The sequence below is a fragment of the Paenarthrobacter sp. MSM-2-10-13 genome, from assembly GCF_011605365.1.
In the GTDB taxonomy this organism is placed as follows: domain Bacteria; phylum Actinomycetota; class Actinomycetes; order Actinomycetales; family Micrococcaceae; genus Arthrobacter.
In genome coordinates this window covers 36,212-55,221 of sequence record NZ_JAAOXO010000002.1, presented here as the reverse complement: position 1 = coordinate 55,221, position 19,010 = coordinate 36,212, and the positions used below count along the sequence as shown (strand labels likewise).

18 protein-coding genes and 1 tRNA gene are annotated in these 19,010 nt (G+C 63.1%); 8 read left to right on the top strand and 11 right to left on the bottom strand.

Annotation, left to right across the window (positions count from 1 at the left end):
• Positions 1-4: 4 nt before the first annotated feature.
• On the bottom strand, positions 5-307 hold the full coding sequence (locus HAV21_RS05965) for an urease subunit gamma (RefSeq protein ID WP_142937136.1): 303 nt from the start codon (positions 305-307) through the stop codon (positions 5-7).
• Between the two features lie 194 nt (positions 308-501).
• Between HAV21_RS05965 and HAV21_RS05960 the strand changes: the two genes are divergently transcribed.
• Positions 502-1,023, top strand: a complete 522-nt coding sequence (locus tag HAV21_RS05960) for a flavin reductase family protein (protein WP_166840997.1) — start codon at positions 502-504, stop codon at positions 1,021-1,023.
• Positions 1,024-1,074: 51 nt separating this feature from the next.
• Here the strand turns inward: HAV21_RS05960 and HAV21_RS05955 are convergent, their stop codons facing one another.
• From HAV21_RS05955 to HAV21_RS05945, 3 genes are all read right to left on the bottom strand, one after another.
• A complete protein-coding gene (locus HAV21_RS05955; protein ID WP_166841353.1) occupies positions 1,075-2,895 on the bottom strand; it encodes a sugar-binding domain-containing protein in 1,821 nt (606 codons plus the stop codon).
• A 132-nt stretch (positions 2,896-3,027) separates the two neighbouring features.
• Positions 3,028-4,128 (bottom strand): D-TA family PLP-dependent enzyme, encoded by a 1,101-nt coding sequence (locus HAV21_RS05950; RefSeq protein ID WP_166840996.1) that lies wholly within the window; start codon positions 4,126-4,128, stop codon positions 3,028-3,030.
• Positions 4,129-4,161: 33 nt separating this feature from the next.
• On the bottom strand, positions 4,162-5,166 hold the full coding sequence (locus tag HAV21_RS05945) for a LacI family DNA-binding transcriptional regulator (protein ID WP_166840994.1): 1,005 nt from the start codon (positions 5,164-5,166) through the stop codon (positions 4,162-4,164).
• Positions 5,167-5,339: 173 nt separating this feature from the next.
• Between HAV21_RS05945 and HAV21_RS05940 the strand changes: the two genes are divergently transcribed.
• Entirely contained in the window at positions 5,340-5,714 is a 375-nt protein-coding gene (locus HAV21_RS05940) for a hypothetical protein (RefSeq protein WP_166840993.1), read from the top strand.
• 16 nt (positions 5,715-5,730) lie between these two features.
• Here the strand turns inward: HAV21_RS05940 and HAV21_RS05935 are convergent, their stop codons facing one another.
• Both HAV21_RS05935 and HAV21_RS05930 read right to left on the bottom strand, forming a co-directional pair.
• On the bottom strand, positions 5,731-7,257 hold the full coding sequence (locus HAV21_RS05935; protein WP_166840991.1) for an alpha-N-arabinofuranosidase: 1,527 nt from the start codon (positions 7,255-7,257) through the stop codon (positions 5,731-5,733).
• A gap of 235 nt (positions 7,258-7,492) precedes the next feature.
• Positions 7,493-7,565 (bottom strand) — tRNA-Lys (locus HAV21_RS05930).
• A 240-nt stretch (positions 7,566-7,805) separates the two neighbouring features.
• On the opposite strand from HAV21_RS05930, the gene HAV21_RS05925 reads away from it, so the two are divergent.
• The gene (locus HAV21_RS05925) at positions 7,806-8,465 is read left to right on the top strand and encodes a hypothetical protein (RefSeq protein WP_142937142.1); all 660 of its coding nucleotides are present in this window, start codon (positions 7,806-7,808) and stop codon (positions 8,463-8,465) included.
• Between the two features lie 234 nt (positions 8,466-8,699).
• On the opposite strand, the gene HAV21_RS05920 is transcribed toward HAV21_RS05925, so the two are convergent.
• Positions 8,700-9,410, bottom strand: coding sequence for a hypothetical protein (locus HAV21_RS05920; RefSeq protein WP_166840990.1), 711 nt, complete (start codon positions 9,408-9,410; stop codon positions 8,700-8,702).
• 211 nt (positions 9,411-9,621) lie between these two features.
• Between HAV21_RS05920 and HAV21_RS05915 the strand changes: the two genes are divergently transcribed.
• Positions 9,622-10,239 (top strand): hypothetical protein, encoded by a 618-nt coding sequence (locus HAV21_RS05915; RefSeq protein ID WP_043469600.1) that lies wholly within the window; start codon positions 9,622-9,624, stop codon positions 10,237-10,239.
• A gap of 1 nt (position 10,240) precedes the next feature.
• Positions 10,241-11,257: an inorganic phosphate transporter gene (locus HAV21_RS05910; RefSeq protein WP_166840988.1), complete on the top strand. Its 1,017-nt coding sequence runs from the start codon at positions 10,241-10,243 to the stop codon at positions 11,255-11,257.
• Between the two features lie 112 nt (positions 11,258-11,369).
• On the opposite strand, the gene pstB is transcribed toward HAV21_RS05910, so the two are convergent.
• The 4 genes from pstB to pstS form a co-directional block, all read right to left on the bottom strand.
• The gene (gene pstB / locus HAV21_RS05905; RefSeq protein WP_017197024.1) at positions 11,370-12,149 is read right to left on the bottom strand and encodes a phosphate ABC transporter ATP-binding protein PstB; all 780 of its coding nucleotides are present in this window, start codon (positions 12,147-12,149) and stop codon (positions 11,370-11,372) included.
• 67 nt (positions 12,150-12,216) lie between these two features.
• Positions 12,217-13,320: a phosphate ABC transporter permease PstA gene (gene pstA / locus HAV21_RS05900; protein WP_166840987.1), complete on the bottom strand. Its 1,104-nt coding sequence runs from the start codon at positions 13,318-13,320 to the stop codon at positions 12,217-12,219.
• Positions 13,321-14,253, bottom strand: a complete 933-nt coding sequence (gene pstC / locus HAV21_RS05895) for a phosphate ABC transporter permease subunit PstC (RefSeq protein WP_024819033.1) — start codon at positions 14,251-14,253, stop codon at positions 13,321-13,323.
• A gap of 138 nt (positions 14,254-14,391) precedes the next feature.
• A complete protein-coding gene (gene pstS, locus HAV21_RS05890) occupies positions 14,392-15,513 on the bottom strand; it encodes a phosphate ABC transporter substrate-binding protein PstS (protein WP_166840986.1) in 1,122 nt (373 codons plus the stop codon).
• Positions 15,514-15,750: 237 nt separating this feature from the next.
• Between pstS and HAV21_RS05885 the strand changes: the two genes are divergently transcribed.
• From HAV21_RS05885 to HAV21_RS05875, 3 genes are read left to right on the top strand one after another with little or no spacing between them, the layout of a single operon-like run.
• Positions 15,751-16,878, top strand: coding sequence for an FUSC family protein (locus HAV21_RS05885; protein WP_142937147.1), 1,128 nt, complete (start codon positions 15,751-15,753; stop codon positions 16,876-16,878).
• Between the two features lie 50 nt (positions 16,879-16,928).
• Positions 16,929-18,302, top strand: coding sequence for a DNA repair protein RadA (gene radA / locus HAV21_RS05880; RefSeq protein ID WP_166840984.1), 1,374 nt, complete (start codon positions 16,929-16,931; stop codon positions 18,300-18,302).
• 56 nt (positions 18,303-18,358) lie between these two features.
• Positions 18,359-18,982 carry a Pr6Pr family membrane protein gene (locus tag HAV21_RS05875; protein ID WP_142937149.1) on the top strand — a complete coding sequence of 208 codons (624 nt, stop codon included), beginning with the start codon at positions 18,359-18,361 and terminating at the stop codon, positions 18,980-18,982.
• Positions 18,983-19,010 lie beyond the last annotated feature (28 nt).

The following is a 19,010-nucleotide window of genomic DNA, read 5'->3' as shown; positions in this document are numbered from 1 at the left end:
GCTCCTAACGGATGGGGTTGTGGACGGTGACCAGCTTGGTGCCGTCGGGAAAAGTGGCTTCGATCTGGACGTCGTGGATCATCTCAGGCACGCCTTCCATCACGTCTTCGCGGCGCAACAGGGTGCTTCCGTAGCTCATGAGTTGGGCGACTGACTTGCCGTCGCGGGCACCTTCGATGAGCTCGTAGCTGATGATCGCCACAGCTTCGGGGTAGTTCAGTTTGAGCCCCCTCCCTTGGCGACGACGTGCGAGGTCGGCGGCCACCACGATCATGAGTTTCTCCTGCTCACGGGGCAAAAGATGCATGGTTACTCCTGGGACGCCGGGCACTTGGACATTGTGTTCAGCGTAGGGAGCGGAAGTTTCGGCTACGTTTCCACGGCGTCACGGGCGGGGGTCGAAATCTCAAGAATTGACCTCAACCATTGTTGAGGTTCTAGCATCAATGAGGTGCGCGTCTGAGAGGCCGCCATCCCCACCAGCCCCATGAAAGTGCGTTAATGACCCATCCCAAGCCCGTGCCATCCGAACCAGTCGGCGAACTTTTCAGGGCCGCGTTCCGCGCCCATCCGGCAGGAGTCTCGATTGTCACAGCAACGGGACCAGAGGGAGCAGTGGGGCTGACGGCATCATCGGTGGCATCTGTGGCCGTGGATCCGGCGATACTCGCTTTCTCTGTGACCGGCGGGCGATCAGCTTCCGTCATCGCAGCCGCGCAAACAATCGTGGTCCATCTGGTGGGCGCCGATCAGCTGGAGCTCGTCCGCGCCTTCGCGGACCCATCCGCCCCGCGATTCACGGACACCATGGAATGGGAGGTCCTGCCCACAGGAGAGCCCCTGCTCAAGGAGGCCATCTGGGCATTACGGTGCGAAATCATCCATCGTGCACCGCTGGGGGGCTCAGTGCTGCTGGCAGCGAAAGTTGTGGACATCCGGGCTAACCCGTCCGGTTCAGCTCCACTGGTTTATCACAACCGGGAGTTCCACACGCTGCTCGCGGGTGTTCCAGCCGGGGCATAGCTGCGGCATAGCTGCGAGGTTAGATCCTCAGCTTCATGAGTGCCACGCAGCCTACGCCCATCGGGTTTCGATCGCGGCAGGCCGGAGCTGGCTGGCGCGGATCCTGTCCAGATCGAACTTATTGCTGCGGTCGAAGTTGAAGATGCCGTTCTTCTCCTGGAACACATCCGTCAGCTGCGTGTAGCAGTAACCGAACATATCCTCGTTCTCCAGCAATACGGCACAGAGTCCATCGAATCGGGTGTAGAACTCTTCCTCACTGCTGACGCGCTGGCCGTAGCCCCATGAAGAGGCGACGTCGCTTCCGTCCACGGCCTGGCGGGCCTCAAGTTCGTTCCACCAGATCCCGCCGAATTCGGAGACGAAGTAGGGCTGGCCTGCATAAGGCACTGAATACTCCTGGCCGTCCGCCGTGCGGTTGATGTACGGCTTTCCGTCCGCAAGGCCCTGTTGTTCCATGCGGAACCGGTCCGGATCCTGTTCATACGAGTGCGAGTCGTAAATGTCGGTCTCCCGAATGCGATGTGAGTAACCGGAGGCATCAATGACCGGACGGGTAGGATCAGCGAGCTTGGTGGCAAGGAACATGGCTTCCGTGACGTCATCAAGTATCGTGGGGCGATCGTGCATCACTTGGTAGGTCTCGTTGAGAGGGCACCAACCAATGATGGAGGGGTGGTTTAAATCGCGCTTGAGCACCTCCAGCCATTGCGCCACGAAGCTCGCTGTGGGCTTTTGATTGTGACCCACCGTTCCGCCACCGGAGACACCCCAGTCGCCGAACTCGCCCCACACCAGGTAACCCAGGCGATCGGCGTGATAGAGGAAGCGTTCCTCAAAGACCTTCTGGTGCAGCCGGGCACCATTGAAGCCTGCGGCCATGGACAATTCAATGTCCTTGACGAGGGCAGCATCGTCCGGCGACGTCATCAAGGACTCCGGCCAGTAGCCCTGATCCAGGATCAGCCGTTGGAAGACTGCTTTGCCGTTGATGCGGACCACTTTGCCGTCCAAGGCAACCGATCGAACCGCTGCGTAGCTGCTGACCTGATCAATCACATTGCCGGAGGAGTCGCGGACACTGACCTCCAGGTCATAGAGGAAAGGATCTTCGATGGACCAAGCGCGCAGTGATTCTGCAGGGATTTCCAGTCGAAGGGAGGGCGTGAGATCCAGGTCGGCTTTGGCCGTGGCTTCTACACGCAGCTCGCTGCCATCGCTGAGGACGGCGGCGACAGAATGTCCACTTCGGTTCTGGCTGACCGGCACCTCCAGGGTGATGCTGGAATCGGCAAGGTTGGGCGTCATGCGGAGGCGTTTGATGTGAATCTCAGGCACCGCTTCCATCCAGACGGTCTGCCAAATTCCGGTGGTCCGCGTGTATTGGCAGTGCGTGTTGTTGTACCAAGTGGCTTGCTTGCCCCGGGCCTGCATCTCGTGCCGTGAGTCTCTGGCTCGAACCACAACCACTGCGTCAGTGCCGGGCTCTGCCACTCCTCCGAGGTCTGCCGTGAAAGGCGTGAAGCCACCACGGTGACGGGCTACTTCCACGCCGTTTACCCACACCGTGGCGTCGTGATCCACCGCGCCAAAATGCAAAAGGACGTTCTGTCCGGCCCACTCCTGAGGGATGGACACGGTGCGCCGATACCAGACGGCTTCCATGAAATCTACGTGCTCAATCCCCGAAAGGGCGGACTCCGGTGCGAACGGAACCAGGATCCGGCTGTTGAGTTCACGCGTGGTGAGTCCGCGCTCCAAACCGGAGTCACCGGCGTCGATCTCAAATTCCCAGGTGCCGTTGAGGTTCAGCCATTTGTCACGGACCAGCTGGGGACGGGGGTGCTCGGGCTTGGGGAGGGAGGGAATCAGATCAGAGTACGTCAAGGCCTGTCCTTCAAGAGCGGGATGGAGGAGTCATTCCAGTGAAGCGCATGCCATGGAAATTTGCACTGGCACCGGAAATCGTGCCATTCCTCCACTTCGTCCTGGTCAAGAATCGGCTTAGTTGTTTCGGCCCCGAGCCGCAACGCTCCACTGCTCCACCACGGCCCCGCCGCGCACCACAGTGACCTCGTCCACCAGATTCATAGTGAGGCACACATGGTTGGGGATGACTCGGAGCCGTGTGCCCAGGGGCGGCAGTTCCGAGGAGTCCGGCCACGCAACCGTGGCGTGGTGCTCGGACAACGCCGTGACGCGAGCCTCAGGGAATTCGGGGAGCCGCCCGTACCCGGTAGCCCAGTCCGGGCGGTCACTGCCCAGGATCTTGCTGCCGGCGTCCACCACAACCCGGCGCACGTTCCCGCCACGGGCTTCGTGCCTGCTGACCACGGTGGCCGCGACCGTCAGAGCGATGTCATCCCAGCCGCAGCGCTCCAGTTCCAGTTGCTGGGCGTCGCCGAACACGTAAACTCCAGGACGCAGTTCCGTAGCTGCGGATTCGCCGGTGATCAGGGCCGTGGGCGTGGACCCCCCGCTGATGGTCCTCACGTGGAAACCAGCGGAAGTCAGCGCCGTTGCCGCAAGACCCAGCGCTTCATTCTCGTTACCCGCAGCACCTGTGGGCATTCCGGGCTTGTAGCTATGCCCCGGGAAGGTGAAAACACCGGCCACGGCCAAACCCGCCGCCGTGGCTGCCCTGGCAACATCCACCACCTCGTCCGGCAGGACTCCGCTTCGGTGGTGCCCGCTGTCCACTTCGATCAGCACCTCAATACTGCCGGCATCCGCGCCAAGTTGGCCGCCCATCGCCGTCGCGCTTTCCGCCGAATCCACGCCGACGGCGAGGCGGCACGTGGCCGTCAACGCGCGAAGACGTTCCGCATGCGGCGCTTCAACCCAGAGGGGGTAAGCGATGAAGATGTCCTTCACGCCGTCCGCAGCGAAGACCTCGGCCTCCCCGATCGTGGCCACAGTGATGCCAACGGCTCCCGCGGCGAGCTGCTTGCGCGCAATTTCCAGCGTCTTGTGCGTCTTCACGTGCGGACGGAGTCCCAGCCCGCGCCCGCGCATGCTCGCCGCCATCCGTTCGATGTTCCGGTCCAGGACATCGGGGTCGATCATGACGGCAGGGGTGATGAGGGCGGCTGGAATAGCGTTCATTCATAAAACCCTAGCGGCCGGGACAATGACGCCCTACGGAGCGGACTGCCTGACCCGCATTTCGAATGCCGCCGCCGGCTGCTGGACGGCACGCAGCGCATCTTTGCTTTCGATCCGCTGGATGAGGAGTTCGACGGCGCGCTCCGCAATTTCCGCCCGCCCCGGCGCCACAGTAGTCAACGACGGCGACGCGAACCGCGACTCGTCAATGTCATCGAAGCCAGCCACGGCAATCTCCTCGGGGACTTTCCGGCCACGGAGCAGGAGTTCGTGCATCGCCCCTAAAGCGAGGGCATCGTTGAGCCCGAAAACGGCGTCGAATTCCACGCCGCTGTCCAGCAACCGCGCGGTGGCGTCAGCACCGCCGTCGCGCCTCCAATCGCAGGGGACCACCAGCGCCGGGTCATGCTCCACCCCGGCGGCAGCGAGCGCAGCCCGGTAACCGCGAAGGCGGAGGCCGTTGCTGCCGGCTTCGTCGCCGTCGTGCGCGCCCAGGACGGCTATACGACGGCGGCCGCCCGCCAGCAGGTGCGTGGTGACGGCGGCGGCAGCCTCTTGGTTTTGGATGAGGACCATGTCCAGCCGGGGGTCCTGCACGAATTCGCCCAGGAGGACCAACGGTTTCTTGCCAGCGGAGGCGATGATCTGCTCGGCTTGCAAGGCCAGTGGGATGAACAGGAGGCCGTCGGTGAGGCTGCGGAACTGGCCCTGAAGCGCAGCTTTCTCGTGCTCTGCCTCGTTGCCGGATTGCTCCACCAAGACCCGGTAACCGCGGGCCCAAGCGGCCTTCATGATGTCCGAGGCCAGCTCGGCGTAGTACGGGATGGAGAGGTCGGCCAGCACCAGCCCGAGCATGTTGGTCTTCCCGGAGCGGAGGCTTCGGGCCGTCAGGTTTGTTTGGTACCCGAGCTCATCAATAGCATCAAGGACCCGCTGCTTGGTGGCGGGCCGGATGAACTCGTAGTTGTTGATGACATTGGAGACCGTCTTCAAGGACACTCCTGCCGCGCGTGCGACGTCGTTCATGGTCACGGCCATGCAGGGCTCCTTCTGGTTCATTTCCGGCTCGGCATACATCGTTGCAGATGTAGCGAGGTGTCCGCGCCTGTGCCCCGTCACCTGTCACATTCCGCTCATCCCCGTGCAACGCGCCTGCAACATAGATGCGCAATGCTGGGGGCAACGGACGGATACAGCTGAGGGGAGCAGACATGAGCATTGCAAACAGGGATCTATTTCAGGCACTGAAGACGCAGGCAAGCCTGGCGCAGGCATTCGGCACCATGCCGGGTAGCCAGGACGAGCCACACGCGCTGAAGCCGGGTGAATACGTTGAGGCTTGGCACAACGGCCGCCTCTATCACCGGGGCACCGTGGTCAAAACCGTAGCGGGCACGGACCTCTTTTGGCTCCAGGACGAAACCGGCAGCCGACGCCTGCTGGACATGGATTCCATGGAGATCGTGACCGGTGAGCAGCCTGCCCCGGCGCCCTCAACGCAAGCACCGGAGCCGACCCTGTCAGCCACTGTGACACCAATTTCTGCGTACCCCATGTTCCACGACGGCACGCAGCAGATCGCCTAGCTCTCTGGGGATTCGCCTAGGAGCCCAGCGACAACCGGATCATGGTCCAGCTCACGGCCGGAAGCTCTGCGGTGAGCCGACCGCCGTCGAGCTTTGTACTGACGTTTTCGGACGGCAAGACTGACGTCGAGTCGTCAGCCGTTGCCTGCCAGTACGGGTCCTTGTTCGTGTAGGTCACGGCCTGGATGACTCTGTTTGCGCCGAGGCTTCCGACGGCGGCATCCAGCGTCAGCGCGTCCGTCGCCGAGCGGTTCACAGCGAAGACCACGGCCTCGTTGGCTTCAGCGTTATAGGTCCCCACAGCTGACAGTGACGTGAAACCGGACGTCTTTTCACTGTCCAGCAGCGGGGACTCGACGGCCAGATTCAGCACCGTGCCCGAGGCATGCTGGGAGGTAAGCGCGAACGGGTGGAACGTGGTCTGCTTCCAGGCTCGGCCACCCGGCTCGGTCATGATCGGTGCGATCACGTTGACCAACTGGGCCAGGCTGGCAGAATGCACCCGGTCCGTGTTCCGCAGCAGCGTAATGAGGAGATCGCCCACCACCACGGCGTCCGCCACGGTGTAGCGGTCCTCGAGCAGCACCGGTGCCACAGGCCAGTCATCCCCTGTGGGTGCCTTGGATTCGTCGCGCGACATGTGCCAGACGTTCCACTCATCAAAGGAAATATTGACCTGCTTTTCGGACTTGGTGGACGACTTCACATGATCGATGTGTGAAACCAGGTCCTTGATAAAGGCCTCCATCCGGTGCCCGGCAGACAGGTGTTCCTGCAGGTCCCCGAAGTCCTCGAAGTACTGGTGCGCGGAAATCAGATCCACCAGCTCGTACGTCTCATTGAGGACCACACGCTCCCATTCGCCGAACGTGGGCATGGTGGGCGCCGAACTCCCGCAGGCCACGAGTTCCAGGGCCGGGTTGACCATCCGCATGGCCCGGGCAGTCTCCGCCGCGACCCGTGCGTACTCGCCGGCCTTTTTGTGGCCGATCTGCCAGAAGCCGTCCATCTCATTCCCGAGGCACCACATGGTGATGTTGTGAGGCTCGACGGCGCCATTCGCCTTGCGCTGTTCGGACAGGGCCGTCCCACCCTTGATGTTGGAGTATTCCAACAGGTCAAGGGCTTCCTGGGTTCCCCTTGTGCCGAGGTTGACGGCCATCATGGGCTCCACCCCGGCCTTCGCTGACCATTTGGCGAACTCGTCCACACCCACCAAATTGGGGTCGCTTGAGTGCCATGCGAGGTCGAGGCGCGTGGGGCGGTCCTCCTTGGGCCCTACCCCGTCTTCCCAGCGGTAGCCGGAGACGAAGTTGCCGCCCGGATAGCGGACAGTGGAGACGCCGAGTTCCTTGGTGAGTTCCAGGACGTCGGTGCGGAAACCGTCGTCGTCGGCCTTGGGGTGCCCGGGTTCGAAGATGCCCGTGTACACACACCTGCCCAGGTGCTCCACGAAAGCGCCGAACGTCTTCCTCCTGACAGGGCCCACGACGAACGCGGGGTCGATGGTGATTTTGGCCGTGGAGTTTTCTGGGTTTCCCAAAGGGTGGGTCCTTGTCTGCTGGTTATTTCGGGTTTCTACAACGTTATAGAAACCATGCTGGCGTTACGCAGGGGTGGGAGTCAAGAGATTTTTTTTCGGGAAACCCCGCCCAACGGACAATTCACCCTGGCACGCGGCGGTGATTTGTCCGTCGACGGGGGTCAGAGCGCCCGTGCGTCCGGGCGGAGACAAAAAACAGGCCGGAGACTCAAGGTCTCCGGCCTGTCTAGGAGGGTGGGCCCTGTGGGGATCGAACCCACGACCCACGGATTAAAAGTCCGATGCTCTACCAACTGAGCTAAAGGCCCCTCCAGCTGTTGAAACAGCCATGAATACTGTACCCCAAGGTCAAGGCCAGCGAGGAACTGAAGGTGACGTGCGCCGTCGTGACCTTCTTTGAGGAGAAACACGACGGCGGCGCGCGGCGTCAGCGGCGTGTCGCGGCAAGTGCTGCGGCAAAGAGGGTCGGGAAGCAACGCCCACAGCGGGAACCACGGCACCGGCAAGCGTTACTCGACCCCACCAGAGCACAGGAGTACGGTGAACTCATGAGTGAACAGCCAGGATCACGTGCGTACGGCGGAGCGAACAGGCACCACAAGCCCAAGCCCTTCGCGCCCATCGATTTCGAACCGTTCGCAGGTGGTGCCGACCCCGCGCGGGTCTCGGAAGCAGCCCACCTCGCCGCCCAGGCCCTGGTCAGACGCGGCCGCGACAGCGACGATCCCACGGTCACAAGCCGGCTGGTGAAGCTGGCTGACGAGCAGGGCCTCGAAGCCATCGCCGAGATGTGGGCCGAAAGTCCCGCGCGCTCGTTGCCCGGCGCGCTCTGGAGGCTCTATGCCCTCCGCGCCGCCACCATTCAGAATCCTGAGAGGATCTCCGTCTACTTCAGAGCCGGTCGCGACACCGCGCAGGTGTCCAATGTGGTGGCAGGTGCCGCTGAGCCGCCGGGAGCCGAGGAAATGAAGACCATGGCTGACGCCATCTTGTCCGGCGCTTTCGACGGCGAGTTCGACGTCGCGCTGGAACGTTCCGCCGCTTTCTGCCGCGTAGTGGCGCTGGGCCAGGCGACTCTTGCCGACGGCGCGGAGCACAGCAACGAGGGCCATGCCAGCAAGCTAACCCGCAATTCACACCAGCTGGTGAAGACCGCCGAAGACCTTGAGCACGCGGCCAATGCGTGGCGCCTGGGTGAGCTGGACTAGCCGGAAAAAGGGGCCAAACCTACCCACGTCGGGCCCGGCCTGTCAATGTTGACTTAGCCCGCCTGACGGTGAAAACTAAAGCTGGTGTCGAACCGCGAAACCCCCGGGCTTCAACATATAGCCGCTTCGAGCGGCCTACCGCCGAGAGGCGTATCCGGTTCGGCACCATTTTTATGCTTAAACGCCGAAGGCCCGGACTGGCAGTGATGCCGGCCCGGGCCTTCGCGGTATTAACTACTTCAGCGTGACCGTGGTCTCAGCTGTTTCCTTCTTGTCATGATCAAGGTCGCCGGCAGCATCCTGCGGCGTCATGGTCACCTTGATTTCGGTTTCCTTACCGGCCGTGTAGGCAAAGTTCTCCGCGATGTTGAAGGACTCACCCGGCTTCAGCACGAACGGGTCCTTCTCCTTCAGCTTCACGCCGGAGCTGGAAAGTCCGTGCTTCTTGTACCCATCGCTGCTGGAGTCCGAAGGCATTCCGCCGAGGTACTTCCAGTCCGTGTACTTTGCGTTGGGAGTGATCAGCGAGTGGCTCAGGGGGATATCAGCTGAAGAGGTGTTGGTCACCACGTAGTTCAGGTACACCACGGGGTCGCCCTTCTTGAGCAGGTTTTCCTTGGTTTCCTTGTCCACGAACATGCTGTCCTTGGATGCAACGTCAGTGGCAACCTGGTAGACATCCACACTGAAGCTGTCGCCCTTGATGGTGCCCAGTTTGTCCCCGGCCTCGGAGATGGGCAGCGCCCAGGCGGCTACCTTGTACGAGCCGGAGGAAGTGCCGGCGCCCTCGGACGAGGTGGAGGCCAGCGGGGACGCAGACGCGGACGGTGAAGCCGCGGCGGAGGAGGACGACGACGGTTCGGAACCCGTCGTGGAGCCTGCTGTGGTGCCACCACAAGCCGTCAGGGCCAACAGGCCGGCCGCGGCGATACCGGAAATCTTCATGACAAGTTCAAGCGCATGCTTCCCCCATTGAGTGGATTAATTGGTACTTGACCAAGTGTCGCATGGTTGCGGAGGCACAGCGATGGGGAGAAGTACCCGCAACGCTGCGTGAACTTCGCAGACCCCGCGGCAGTGCCGGTAAAGTTGGGACCGAAACGGGCGGCGTCAAGTCAAACTGCCCGTGCCCACCCGTCCCCAGCCCGGAAGCGACATGAAGCTGCGCCTTTTTCCCCAGGAACCTGCCGGGCTCGTACTGCTCGCGCAGATGGCCGGCGTCATTGTTGCCGCGACTGGAACGCTCTCCGAAATACTCGGCGCGCCGGCCAGTGAACACCAGCGCCTCGCCGAAGAGCTGCACGAGCACGAATCCAAATCCTTGGACCTCCATTTCGCGCTGCTGACGCACATGCGGACCAGCTTCGTGAACCCGCTCCCCCGCGAGGACATGTACACCCTCTCCCGCCACCTCAACGAGGCCATGGAGAAGCTCGACGCAGCCGGGGACCTCGTAGCGCTCTACAAGCTGGATCGCCTCCCCAAACGTGCCGCAGACCAGTTGGAGATCATCAGCCGGCAGGCCGAGCTCACCGTGGATGCGATGCGAAAGCTCGAGGACCTGGACGAGCTTGAGGACTACTGGATCGAAATCCTGAGGCTCGCCAAGCGTGCAGAACGCTCCCACCGGATCTGGGTGGCCGAGATGCTCAAGGACATGAAGTCCACGCAGTACGCCCGGCATCGCGACATCGCCAACCAATTGGTGGAAGTTACCAAGGACATGCGGAAGGTCGCCACTCAGGTGGGCAGCATCATCGTCAAGGAATCATGACGTGACCCTCGCCTTCCTGGTCCTCGTCGTTGCTTTGGCCTCCGGGTTCGCGTTCCTCAACGGCTTCCGCGACGTCTCCAACGCCGTCGCGCTTTCCACCCGGACCCGCGCCCTCACGCCGTCGATCGCTGTGCTCCTGGCGGCCATCTTCAATTTTGTGGGTGCCATGCTCAGCGGCACGTTCATTCTCGCCTTCACGCAGTCGTGGATCACTCTGCCCAGTGGGACCAGCGGCCTCACCATGCTGGCCTCCGCGCTCACCGCCGCTATCTTGTGGGGCGTCTACGCGTGGTGGCGCGGCATTCCCTTGTCTTCGACGAACTCGCTGGTTGGCGGCCTGATTGGTGCCGGCGCCGCGAGCATTCTTGTGGGCGGGAACGCGGTGGGCGGCATGGACAACGTGCTGCTGGCCCAAGTTGCCCTGCCCCTGCTGCTCTCGCCCGTGATCGCGTTCGTGGCTGCGTACCTGCTGGTTTGGCCAGTGACGTGGGCTGCACGCTACACGCAACCGAACGTGGTCAACCGGCGGTTCCGCCGGGCGCAGGCCGTCTCCACCGCAGCTGTGGCCTTCGGCCATGGCCTCCAGGACGGTCAGCGAACGGCTGCCGTCATGGTGTTGGCCGTGGTGGCGGCCGGATTGTCCGGCGGCAGCGACGTGCCGCTCTGGATCCTGCTGCTCACAGCCATCATGCTCACCGCCGGCACCATGTTCGGCGGCTGGCGGATCTCCCACACCCTTGGACACAAACTGATTCGGGTTGATCCACTGCGAGGTTTCGTGGCACAAACCTTGACGTCCGTGATGCTGTTCGTGGGCGCCATCGGTCTTCACCTGCCACTCTCCACGACGCACACGCTGACCGCGTCCGTGCTGGGCGCCGGCGTGAACCAGCGGTTCCACGCTGTGAATAGGCGCCTGGTCCGGAGAATCCTGTTGTTCTGGGTGGCAACGCCGTTGATCACGGCCGCGGCGGCCTTCATCCTGGAGCTGGCGTTCTCGCCCCTGGCGGAGCTCTGACCTTCACGGGCGAACCCATCTAGAAAAAACGACGGCGGCCGTACCCCCAAGGCGACGGCCGCCGTCGTTCTGTGCCGACTCCCCCCATAGAAGCCGGAACCTGCAGGACCCCTTATCCGAAACGGCCGGAGACGTAGTCTTCCGTGGCCTTCTGTGCGGGGTTGTTGAAGATGCTGGTGGTGTCAGCGAACTCGATGAGCTTGCCGGGCTTGCCCGTGCCTGCGATGTTGAAGAACGCGGTCTTGTCGGACACGCGCGCAGCCTGCTGCATGTTGTGGGTAACGATCACCACGGTGTACTGGTCCTTGAGCTCGTTGATGAGGTCCTCAACAGCCAGCGTGGAGATGGGGTCCAGGGCGGAGCAGGGCTCGTCCATGAGGATCACCTGGGGCTCAACGGCGATGGCGCGGGCGATGCACAGGCGCTGCTGCTGACCACCGGAAAGGCCGGAGCCGGGCTTGTCCAGGCGGTCCTTGACCTCGTTCCACAGGTTGGCGCCCACCAGGGACTTCTCCACCAGGGCATCGGCTGCACCCTTGGAGATCTTCTTGTTGTTCAGCTTCACGCCGGCCAGCACGTTGTCGCGGATGGACATGGTGGGGAACGGGTTGGGCCGCTGGAAGACCATGCCCACCTGGGTGCGGACCGTTACGGGGTCCACGCCGGGGCCGTAGAGGTTGTCGCCATCCAGGAGGACCTCGCCCTCGACGCGTGCGCCGGGGAGGACCTCGTGCATGCGGTTCAGCGTGCGGAGGAAGGTGGACTTGCCGCAGCCGGACGGGCCGATGAAGGCCGTAACGGACTTGGCCTGAATGTTGATGTTGACGTCCTCGACGGCCAGGAAGTTGCCGTAGTAGACATTGAGGTCTTTGACGTCGATGCGCTTGGACATGGTGTTCCTTTGTTCCTTGGGGGTTTGGAAGTGTGAAGGGGCCGCCGTCAAACGGCGGCTGGCCCGGCTAGCGGCCCGTTTTGGGCGCGAACAGACGGGCGATGAGGCGGGCTCCGAGGTTCAGGAGCATCACCAGGATGATCAGCACCAGCGCCGCGCCCCAGGCCCGCTGATCCGACGGCTCAGGGTTGGACGGCGACGTCGGGTTGAGGATCTGCGTATAAATGAACGTGGGCAGCGAGGCCATCCAGCCGCTGAAGACGTTGTTGTTGATGGTGGTGGCGAAGCCGGCGGTCACCAGGATGGGCGCGGTTTCACCGATCACGCGGGCGATCGCCAGGGTGACGCCGGACGCGATGCCGGAGATCGCCGTCGGGATAACCACTTTGGTGATGGTGCGCCATTTCCGGACGCCCAGGGCGTAGGAGGCTTCGCGGAGCTCGTTGGGGACGATCTTGAGCATTTCCTCGCTGGAGCGGACAACAACAGGGATCATCAGGACTGAAAGCGCGACGGCGGCTACCGCACCGGTCTTGGTGCCGGGGCCCACGATGGCGAAGAAGAACGCTGCCGCGAAGAGGCCGGCCACGATCGAGGGGATGCCGGTCATGACATCCACGAAGAACGTGATGGCGCGGGCCAACGGACGGCCGTTGCCGTATTCCACCAGGTAGATGGAGGTGAGAAGACCCACGGGTACGGAGATGACCGTGGCAAGGAGCGTGATCTGGATGGTGCCCAGCAGTGCGTGGTAGATACCGCCCAGGACCGGGGCGCCTTCCTCCACTGCCTTGTTGTCATACGCGCCGGTGACACCGTTCATGGACGTGCCCAGGAAGCCGGGAGTGATGAGGCCGGGAATGCCGTTGACCAGCACGGTGAAGATCACCGAGATCAGGGGCAGGAGTGCAATCAGGAACGAGCCCACCACAAGGCACGTGGCGAGCTTGTCCTTGGCCTTCCTGGAGCCTTCAACGGCCCCGCTCCAGGAAACCAGGACCACGGCAAACAGGATGGCGGAGACGATGCCCCAGCCGAAGGCGTTGAAGCCGATGAGCGCCATGATGGCCGCGCCCACAATGAGTGCGACGGCCAGGACAATGTAGGGCGCGAACTTGGGCAGCTGGCCCTTGGTGAGCGCTGAGCGCTTGCGGACTACTGTGGCGGACATTTAGTTGGCTCCCGAGAATTCTTTGTGCCGGGTGATGATCCAGCGGGCGATCATGTTCACGCCCAGGGTGATGACGAACAGCACCAGGCCGGCGGCGATCAACGTGTTGACCTTGATACCGCTGGCTTCCGGGAAGTTCAGTGCGATTTCCGCGGCGATGGTCTGGTTGCCGGACTGGATGAGACTGGCAGTGAGGACACCGGAGGAGAGCACCAGGGCAACGGCCATGGTCTCGCCAAGTGCCCGGCCCAAGCCCAGCATGATGGCGCTGATGATGCCCGGACGGCCGAAGGGCAGCACGGCCATCTTGATCATTTCCCAGCGGGTGGCTCCGAGTGCCAGCGCGGCTTCCTCGTGCAGCTTGGGGGTCTGCAGGAAGATTTCGCGGGACAGGGAGGTGATGATGGGCAGGACCATGACGGACAGGACGATGCCGGCGGTCAGGATGGTCTTGCCGGTGGCGGACGCCGGTCCTTCGAAGATGGGGATCCAGCCGAGGTAAGTGGCCAGCCAGTCATATGCCGGGGAGATCTCCTTGGCCAGGAAAGCCGCACCCCAGGCGCCGTAGACGACGGAGGGGATGGCTGCGAGCAGGTCCACCACGTAGCCCAGGCCGGCAGCGAGCCGGCGCGGAGCGTAGTGGGAGATGAACAGTGCCACGCCGATTGCCACGGGGGTGGCGATGACGAGGGCGATCACGGCGGCAATCAGTGTGCCCACCACGATCGGGGCGATGTAGGCGAAGAAGCCGTTGCCGCCCTGGATGTCCTCAGCCGGAGCGGTCAGGGCAGGGATTGCCTGCACCACAAGGAACAACGCGACTCCGAAGAGGACCGCGAGAATCAGGCACCCTGCGGCCATGGCGGCCCCGGAGAAAACCTTGTCCCCGGCGCGTCCTGCGCCTTGGGAGGTTGTCAGGGAGTTGGTGGTCACTTCACGTTCCTTCAGTCTGGAGTGAACTGGTCTTACATGGCTAAGTTCCCTGCCCCGCGCCGGTGCCGCGGTGGCCACCGGAGAGCGGGACAGGGAACTTCAGTGTTCAGCCGGGTTCAGCAAACCCGCCGGGAAACCTTAGGCCTTGGCCTTGATGGTTTCGATAGCGGCCTTCGCCTTGTCCTGCAGCGCCTTGGAGAGCGGTGCGGACTTCGCGGCGTCAGCTGCGGTCTTCTGTCCTTCGTCAGAAACGACGTAGCTTTCGAAGCCCTTGACCAGATCAGCAACTTCCTTGGTCTCGTAGGTGGTGCAGACAACGTGGTACGAGACCAGGACTACGGGGTAGGCGCCCGATGCGGTGGTCTTGCGGTCCAGCTTGATGGCAACATCGTTGGCGGCGCGGCCGTCAACGGGCTTGCCGGCTTCAACGGCCTTGGCAGCGGCTTCAGCGGAGATCTTGACGAATTCGTCGCCCACCTTGATGGAGGCGGTGCCCAGCTTGCCGGAAACTGCGGAGTCATCAGCGTAGGTCACGGCGCCCGGGGTGTCGGTGACGGTCTTGACCACACCGGAGGTGCCCTTGGCGTTCTCGCCTGCCAGGGTTGCGGGCCAGATGCCGGCAGCCTTGTCCGTCCAAACCTCGGGAGCAGCAGCTGCGAGGTAGTCGGTGAAGTTGGTGGTGGTGCCGGAGTCGTCAGAGCGGTTCACGGGGGTGACCTTGAGGTCCGGCAGGGTGACGCCTTCGTTGAGGGCGGCGATTGCGGGATCGTTCCACTTGGCGATTTCGCCGCGGAAAATCTTGGCGACGGTCGCGGCGTCGAGCTTGAGGTCCGTGACGCCGGGGACGTTGAAGGCAACAGCGATCGGGGAGATGTACACCGGGATGTTGATGGCGCCGTCGGGGCCGCACTTGGCCTTGGAGCTCTCAAGCTCTTCGTCCTTCAGGTAGGCATCGGAGCCGGCGAACTGTGCCGAGCCGTCGATGATGGCCTTACGGCCTGCACCGGAACCGTCGGGGGAGTACTGAACAGTCGCGCCGGAGTTCGCGGCGGAGAAGCCGGCCTTCCAAGCATCCATTGCTGCGCCGGTGGAGGACGCGCCGATGCCGGTCAGGGTGCCGGTGACCTTGGGGCCGGTAGCTGCCGACTGGGTGCCGCCAGTGGTGCCGGTTGCGTTGTCTGAACCGCAAGCAGTGAGCGCGAGAGCGCCGGCTGCGATGACCGCGATTGCCGCCTTGCGGCCGAAGTGAGTTGCCTTCACTTGGATGTGCCCCTTCCAGGGATTCTTCGATGCGGGCCGAACGGAGATTTCGGCGTGCGCGAGCTGTGGACCAATGTGTTCCTTTACTGAAGGTAAGGAGCGCAGGTAACGGGATCTGCGGTGCAAGGTGAACGGAAGATGAACGACGGCGGACCATTGGGTTATGTGGCGCGCGCCACCTTGAGGGGTACCTGGCTTGAGGTAGTTGGGAGGGGTTGGCCAAATACACTTGGAGGCATGGCTGCCGCAAAGGGATTTACTGCAAGCAAGAGGTTCCTGCGCGCAAGAGTCAGGACCGGATTGGTTCGCAGCCGGAATTCGTTGACGCCGGCCATCCAGATGACGGTGTGCGCCGTGGGTGCCTACGCTTTCGCTGAGTACGTGCTGGGCCACCAGGGTCCTTTGTTTGCCGCTACTTCCTCCTTGATTGCCCTCGGTTTCTCCCGGGATCCCCGGTTGCGCCGGGTGATCGAGGTGGGTCTTGGCTGCACCCTGGGGATTGTTGTTGGTGACCTGCTGCTTCACTGGCTGGGCGCTGGGATCTGGCAGGCCGCCGTCGTCCTTCTTTTTTCCATCCTGCTGGCCAGGTTCCTGGACAGCGGCACCATCTTCACTACCCAACTGGGCTTGCAGTCGTTGCTGGTGGTGCTGCTGCCGGCGCCGGCAGGTGGGCCGTTTACCCGAAGCCTGGATGCCGTGGTGGGTGGCGTTTTTGCGCTTCTGGTGACGTTCCTGGTGCCGAAGGACCCGCGCCGGGAGCCCCGTAAGGATGTCCAGAAGATCCTGCATGAGCTTTCGGAGGTGCTGCGTGAGTGTGCCAAGGCCATGATCGACAGCGATTCCACCCAGGCCTGGCATGCCCTGATCCGTGGCCGGAACTGCCAGCCCTTGGTGGATCGGATGCGGCAGACTCTGCGGGCCTCCGGCGAGGTCGCCACACTGGCACCGGCACATCGGAGGCACCGTGATGAGCTTGCCGACCTGGAGCACTCCCTGGAGTACATCGACCTGGCGTTGCGTAACAGCCGGGTGTTTGCCCGGCGCCTCACCAGCGCAATCAACCATGCCGCGTTGTCCGACGAAGCGATCGAGAGCATCTCCGAAGTCCTTCAGGAAACTGCCGCGGCGATCGACGAGATGACCATTGGGTTGTCGGAGCAGAGCGAGGGCACACGGCGGGTGCATCTGCGCCGGGCCCGGAACGAACTTTCAGACATTGCGGCGCGCCTGCATCCCAAGATGCTGGACGTGCAAAGGCTCGAGGGAGAAACCGTGGTGATGCTGTTCCGGCCACTCATGGTTGATCTGCTGGAGGCGAGCGGCATGGAACCGGACGAGGCCCGGGCGGTGCTCCCGGCGCTGTAGCGTCCACCCGGTGGCTAATACTGTCAGTCCCCGCCACTACGCTGGAACCCATGGCTTCCAAGACCTCCCGCGCTTCCAAGACACCCGCTTACAAATGCGCCGAATGCGGCTGGACCGCCATCAAGTGGGTGGGCCGCTGCGGTGAGTGCCAGGCCTGGGGAACCGTGGAGGAGTACGGCGCCACGGTAGCGCGTACGACGGCGGCCGCAACAGTTTTGGAGCCGGCCCGCCGGATCGCTGAGGTGGATGGGACCACCGCGGCGTTCCTGCCCACGGGAGTGGACGAGTTGGACCGCGTCCTGGGAGGAGGGTTGGTCCCCGGTGCCGTCATCCTGCTGGCTGGGGAACCCGGCGTCGGGAAGTCCACGCTGCTGCTGGATGTAGCTGCGAAGTTCGCGCGCACGGGACAGGATGTCCTCTACATCACGGGCGAGGAGTCGGCGGCGCAGGTGAAGTTGCGCGCCGAGCGGATCGACGCCGTGGCCCACACCCTTTATCTTTCGGCTGAAACAGATCTTGGCCAGGCACTGGGCCAAGTGGAGAAGCTTGAACCCAAGTTGCTGATTGTGGACTCCGTGCAGACGCTAAGCAGCGCGGACGTGGAGGGCAGCGCGGGCGGTGTGTCCCAGGTTCGTGAGGTGGCGGCGTCCATCATCTCAGCGGCCAAGCGACGCAACATGACCACGCTGCTGGTGGGCCACGTGACCAAGGAAGGCACCATCGCCGGCCCGCGTTTGTTGGAACACCTGGTAGATGTGGTGTGCCAGTTCGAAGGCGAGCGCCACTCCCGACTACGCCTGCTCCGCGCCGTGAAGAACCGCTACGGTGCCACGGACGACGTCGGATGCTTCGACCTCAACGAAACGGGCATCGAGGGGTTGGCTGATCCCAGCGGTTTGTTCGTTTCACGGACCCGTGAGCCCGTTTCGGGCACCTGCATCACTGTGACCATGGAGGGTCGCAGGCCGCTGCTTGCAGAGGTGCAGTCGCTCCTTGCCGAGAGTCCCAACTCGCAACCCCGCCGCGCTACCAGCGGGCTGGAAAGCTCCAGGGTGGCCATGCTGCTGGCAGTTCTTCAGCAACGTGCCGGCTGCATGTTGCACAAGGACGATTCCTATGTGGCGACCGTGGGCGGTGTGAAGCTGACCGAACCGGCCACGGACCTGGCTGTTGCTTTGGCCGTAGCTTCGGCGAAGTCCCGCAAGGCACTCCCCCAACGACTCATTGCTTTCGGCGAGGTTGGCTTGGCGGGCGAGGTGCGCCCAGTGCCGGGGATCAACCAGCGCATCCAGGAAGCCCACCGGCTCGGCTTCACGCACGCCATTGTCCCGGCGAGCCCGGCGGGTGCAGGTGTAATCCCGGAGGGCTTCTCGGTGCGCGAAGTGGGCCACTTGGCCGAGGCCCTGGAACTGCTGATCACCTGATCCCGCCCCGGGGTGTCGGGGCGGTTCAGGGTGTGCAGTCAGCGAGGATGAGAGGCATGACCAAACGGAATGTGCTTATCGGGGGACGCTTTTTCTTTGGCCTTCTGACGTTGGTGGCGGTGGGAACACAGCTGACGGTTCATCTTGGCCTGGGCTATGACCTGTGGAACTTCTTCAGCTACTTCACCAACCTGTCCAATATCTTCGCTGCGTTGGTGCTCCTGATCAGTGGGTACCGGGTGTTGGTCCGGAAACGGCCTACTGAGGCGGACGATGTTACGCGCGGCACGGCCACCATCGCCATGGCCGTGGTGGGGCTCGTCTTTGGTGCGCTATTGGCGGGTGAGGACCTCGGCTCGCTGCTTCCGTGGGTCAACTTTGTGGTGCACTACCTGATGCCAGTGGTGATGGTTGCGGACTGGCTGTTTCAACCGCCGCGCGCCACCCTGCGCCCCAAGCACATTTGGTATTGGCTGCTCTACCCTGTTGGCTACCTGGTTTACAGCCTCATTCGCGGGGCTTTGGTCAACTGGTACCCGTACTGGTTCATTGACCCTGCCCGGGCCGGCGGTTGGGGTGGCGTGGTGGTGTTTGCCCTCGCTATTTCCGTCGGTTTCCTGGTGGTGAGCCTGGCGATGCTGTGGCTGGGGAACAAGATGAAGCGCCAGGTGGATTACTAAACAACCGAGGCAAGACTCCGCTCCCGGG

Excerpts from the sequence above, each read along its gene's own strand:
- HAV21_RS05950 (WP_166840996.1), bottom strand. The coding sequence starts at position 4,128 with ATGAACGCTATTCCAGCCGCCCTCATCACCCCTGCCGTCATGATCGAC.
- HAV21_RS05965 (WP_142937136.1), bottom strand. The coding sequence starts at position 307 with ATGCATCTTTTGCCCCGTGAGCAGGAGAAACTCATGATCGTGGTGGCC.
- HAV21_RS05920 (WP_166840990.1), bottom strand. The coding sequence starts at position 9,410 with ATGAAGATTTCCGGTATCGCCGCGGCCGGCCTGTTGGCCCTGACGGCT.
- radA (WP_166840984.1), top strand. The coding sequence starts at position 16,929 with ATGGCTTCCAAGACCTCCCGCGCTTCCAAGACACCCGCTTACAAATGC.
- HAV21_RS05925 (WP_142937142.1), top strand. The coding sequence starts at position 7,806 with ATGAGTGAACAGCCAGGATCACGTGCGTACGGCGGAGCGAACAGGCAC.
- HAV21_RS05945 (WP_166840994.1), bottom strand. The coding sequence starts at position 5,166 with ATGGCCGTGACCATGAACGACGTCGCACGCGCGGCAGGAGTGTCCTTG.
- pstA (WP_166840987.1), bottom strand. The coding sequence starts at position 13,320 with ATGTCCGCCACAGTAGTCCGCAAGCGCTCAGCGCTCACCAAGGGCCAG.
- HAV21_RS05940 (WP_166840993.1), top strand. The coding sequence starts at position 5,340 with ATGAGCATTGCAAACAGGGATCTATTTCAGGCACTGAAGACGCAGGCA.
- HAV21_RS05960 (WP_166840997.1), top strand. The coding sequence starts at position 502 with ATGACCCATCCCAAGCCCGTGCCATCCGAACCAGTCGGCGAACTTTTC.
- HAV21_RS05915 (WP_043469600.1), top strand. The coding sequence starts at position 9,622 with ATGAAGCTGCGCCTTTTTCCCCAGGAACCTGCCGGGCTCGTACTGCTC.
- pstB (WP_017197024.1), bottom strand. The coding sequence starts at position 12,149 with ATGTCCAAGCGCATCGACGTCAAAGACCTCAATGTCTACTACGGCAAC.
- HAV21_RS05875 (WP_142937149.1), top strand. The coding sequence starts at position 18,359 with ATGACCAAACGGAATGTGCTTATCGGGGGACGCTTTTTCTTTGGCCTT.
- HAV21_RS05885 (WP_142937147.1), top strand. The coding sequence starts at position 15,751 with ATGGCTGCCGCAAAGGGATTTACTGCAAGCAAGAGGTTCCTGCGCGCA.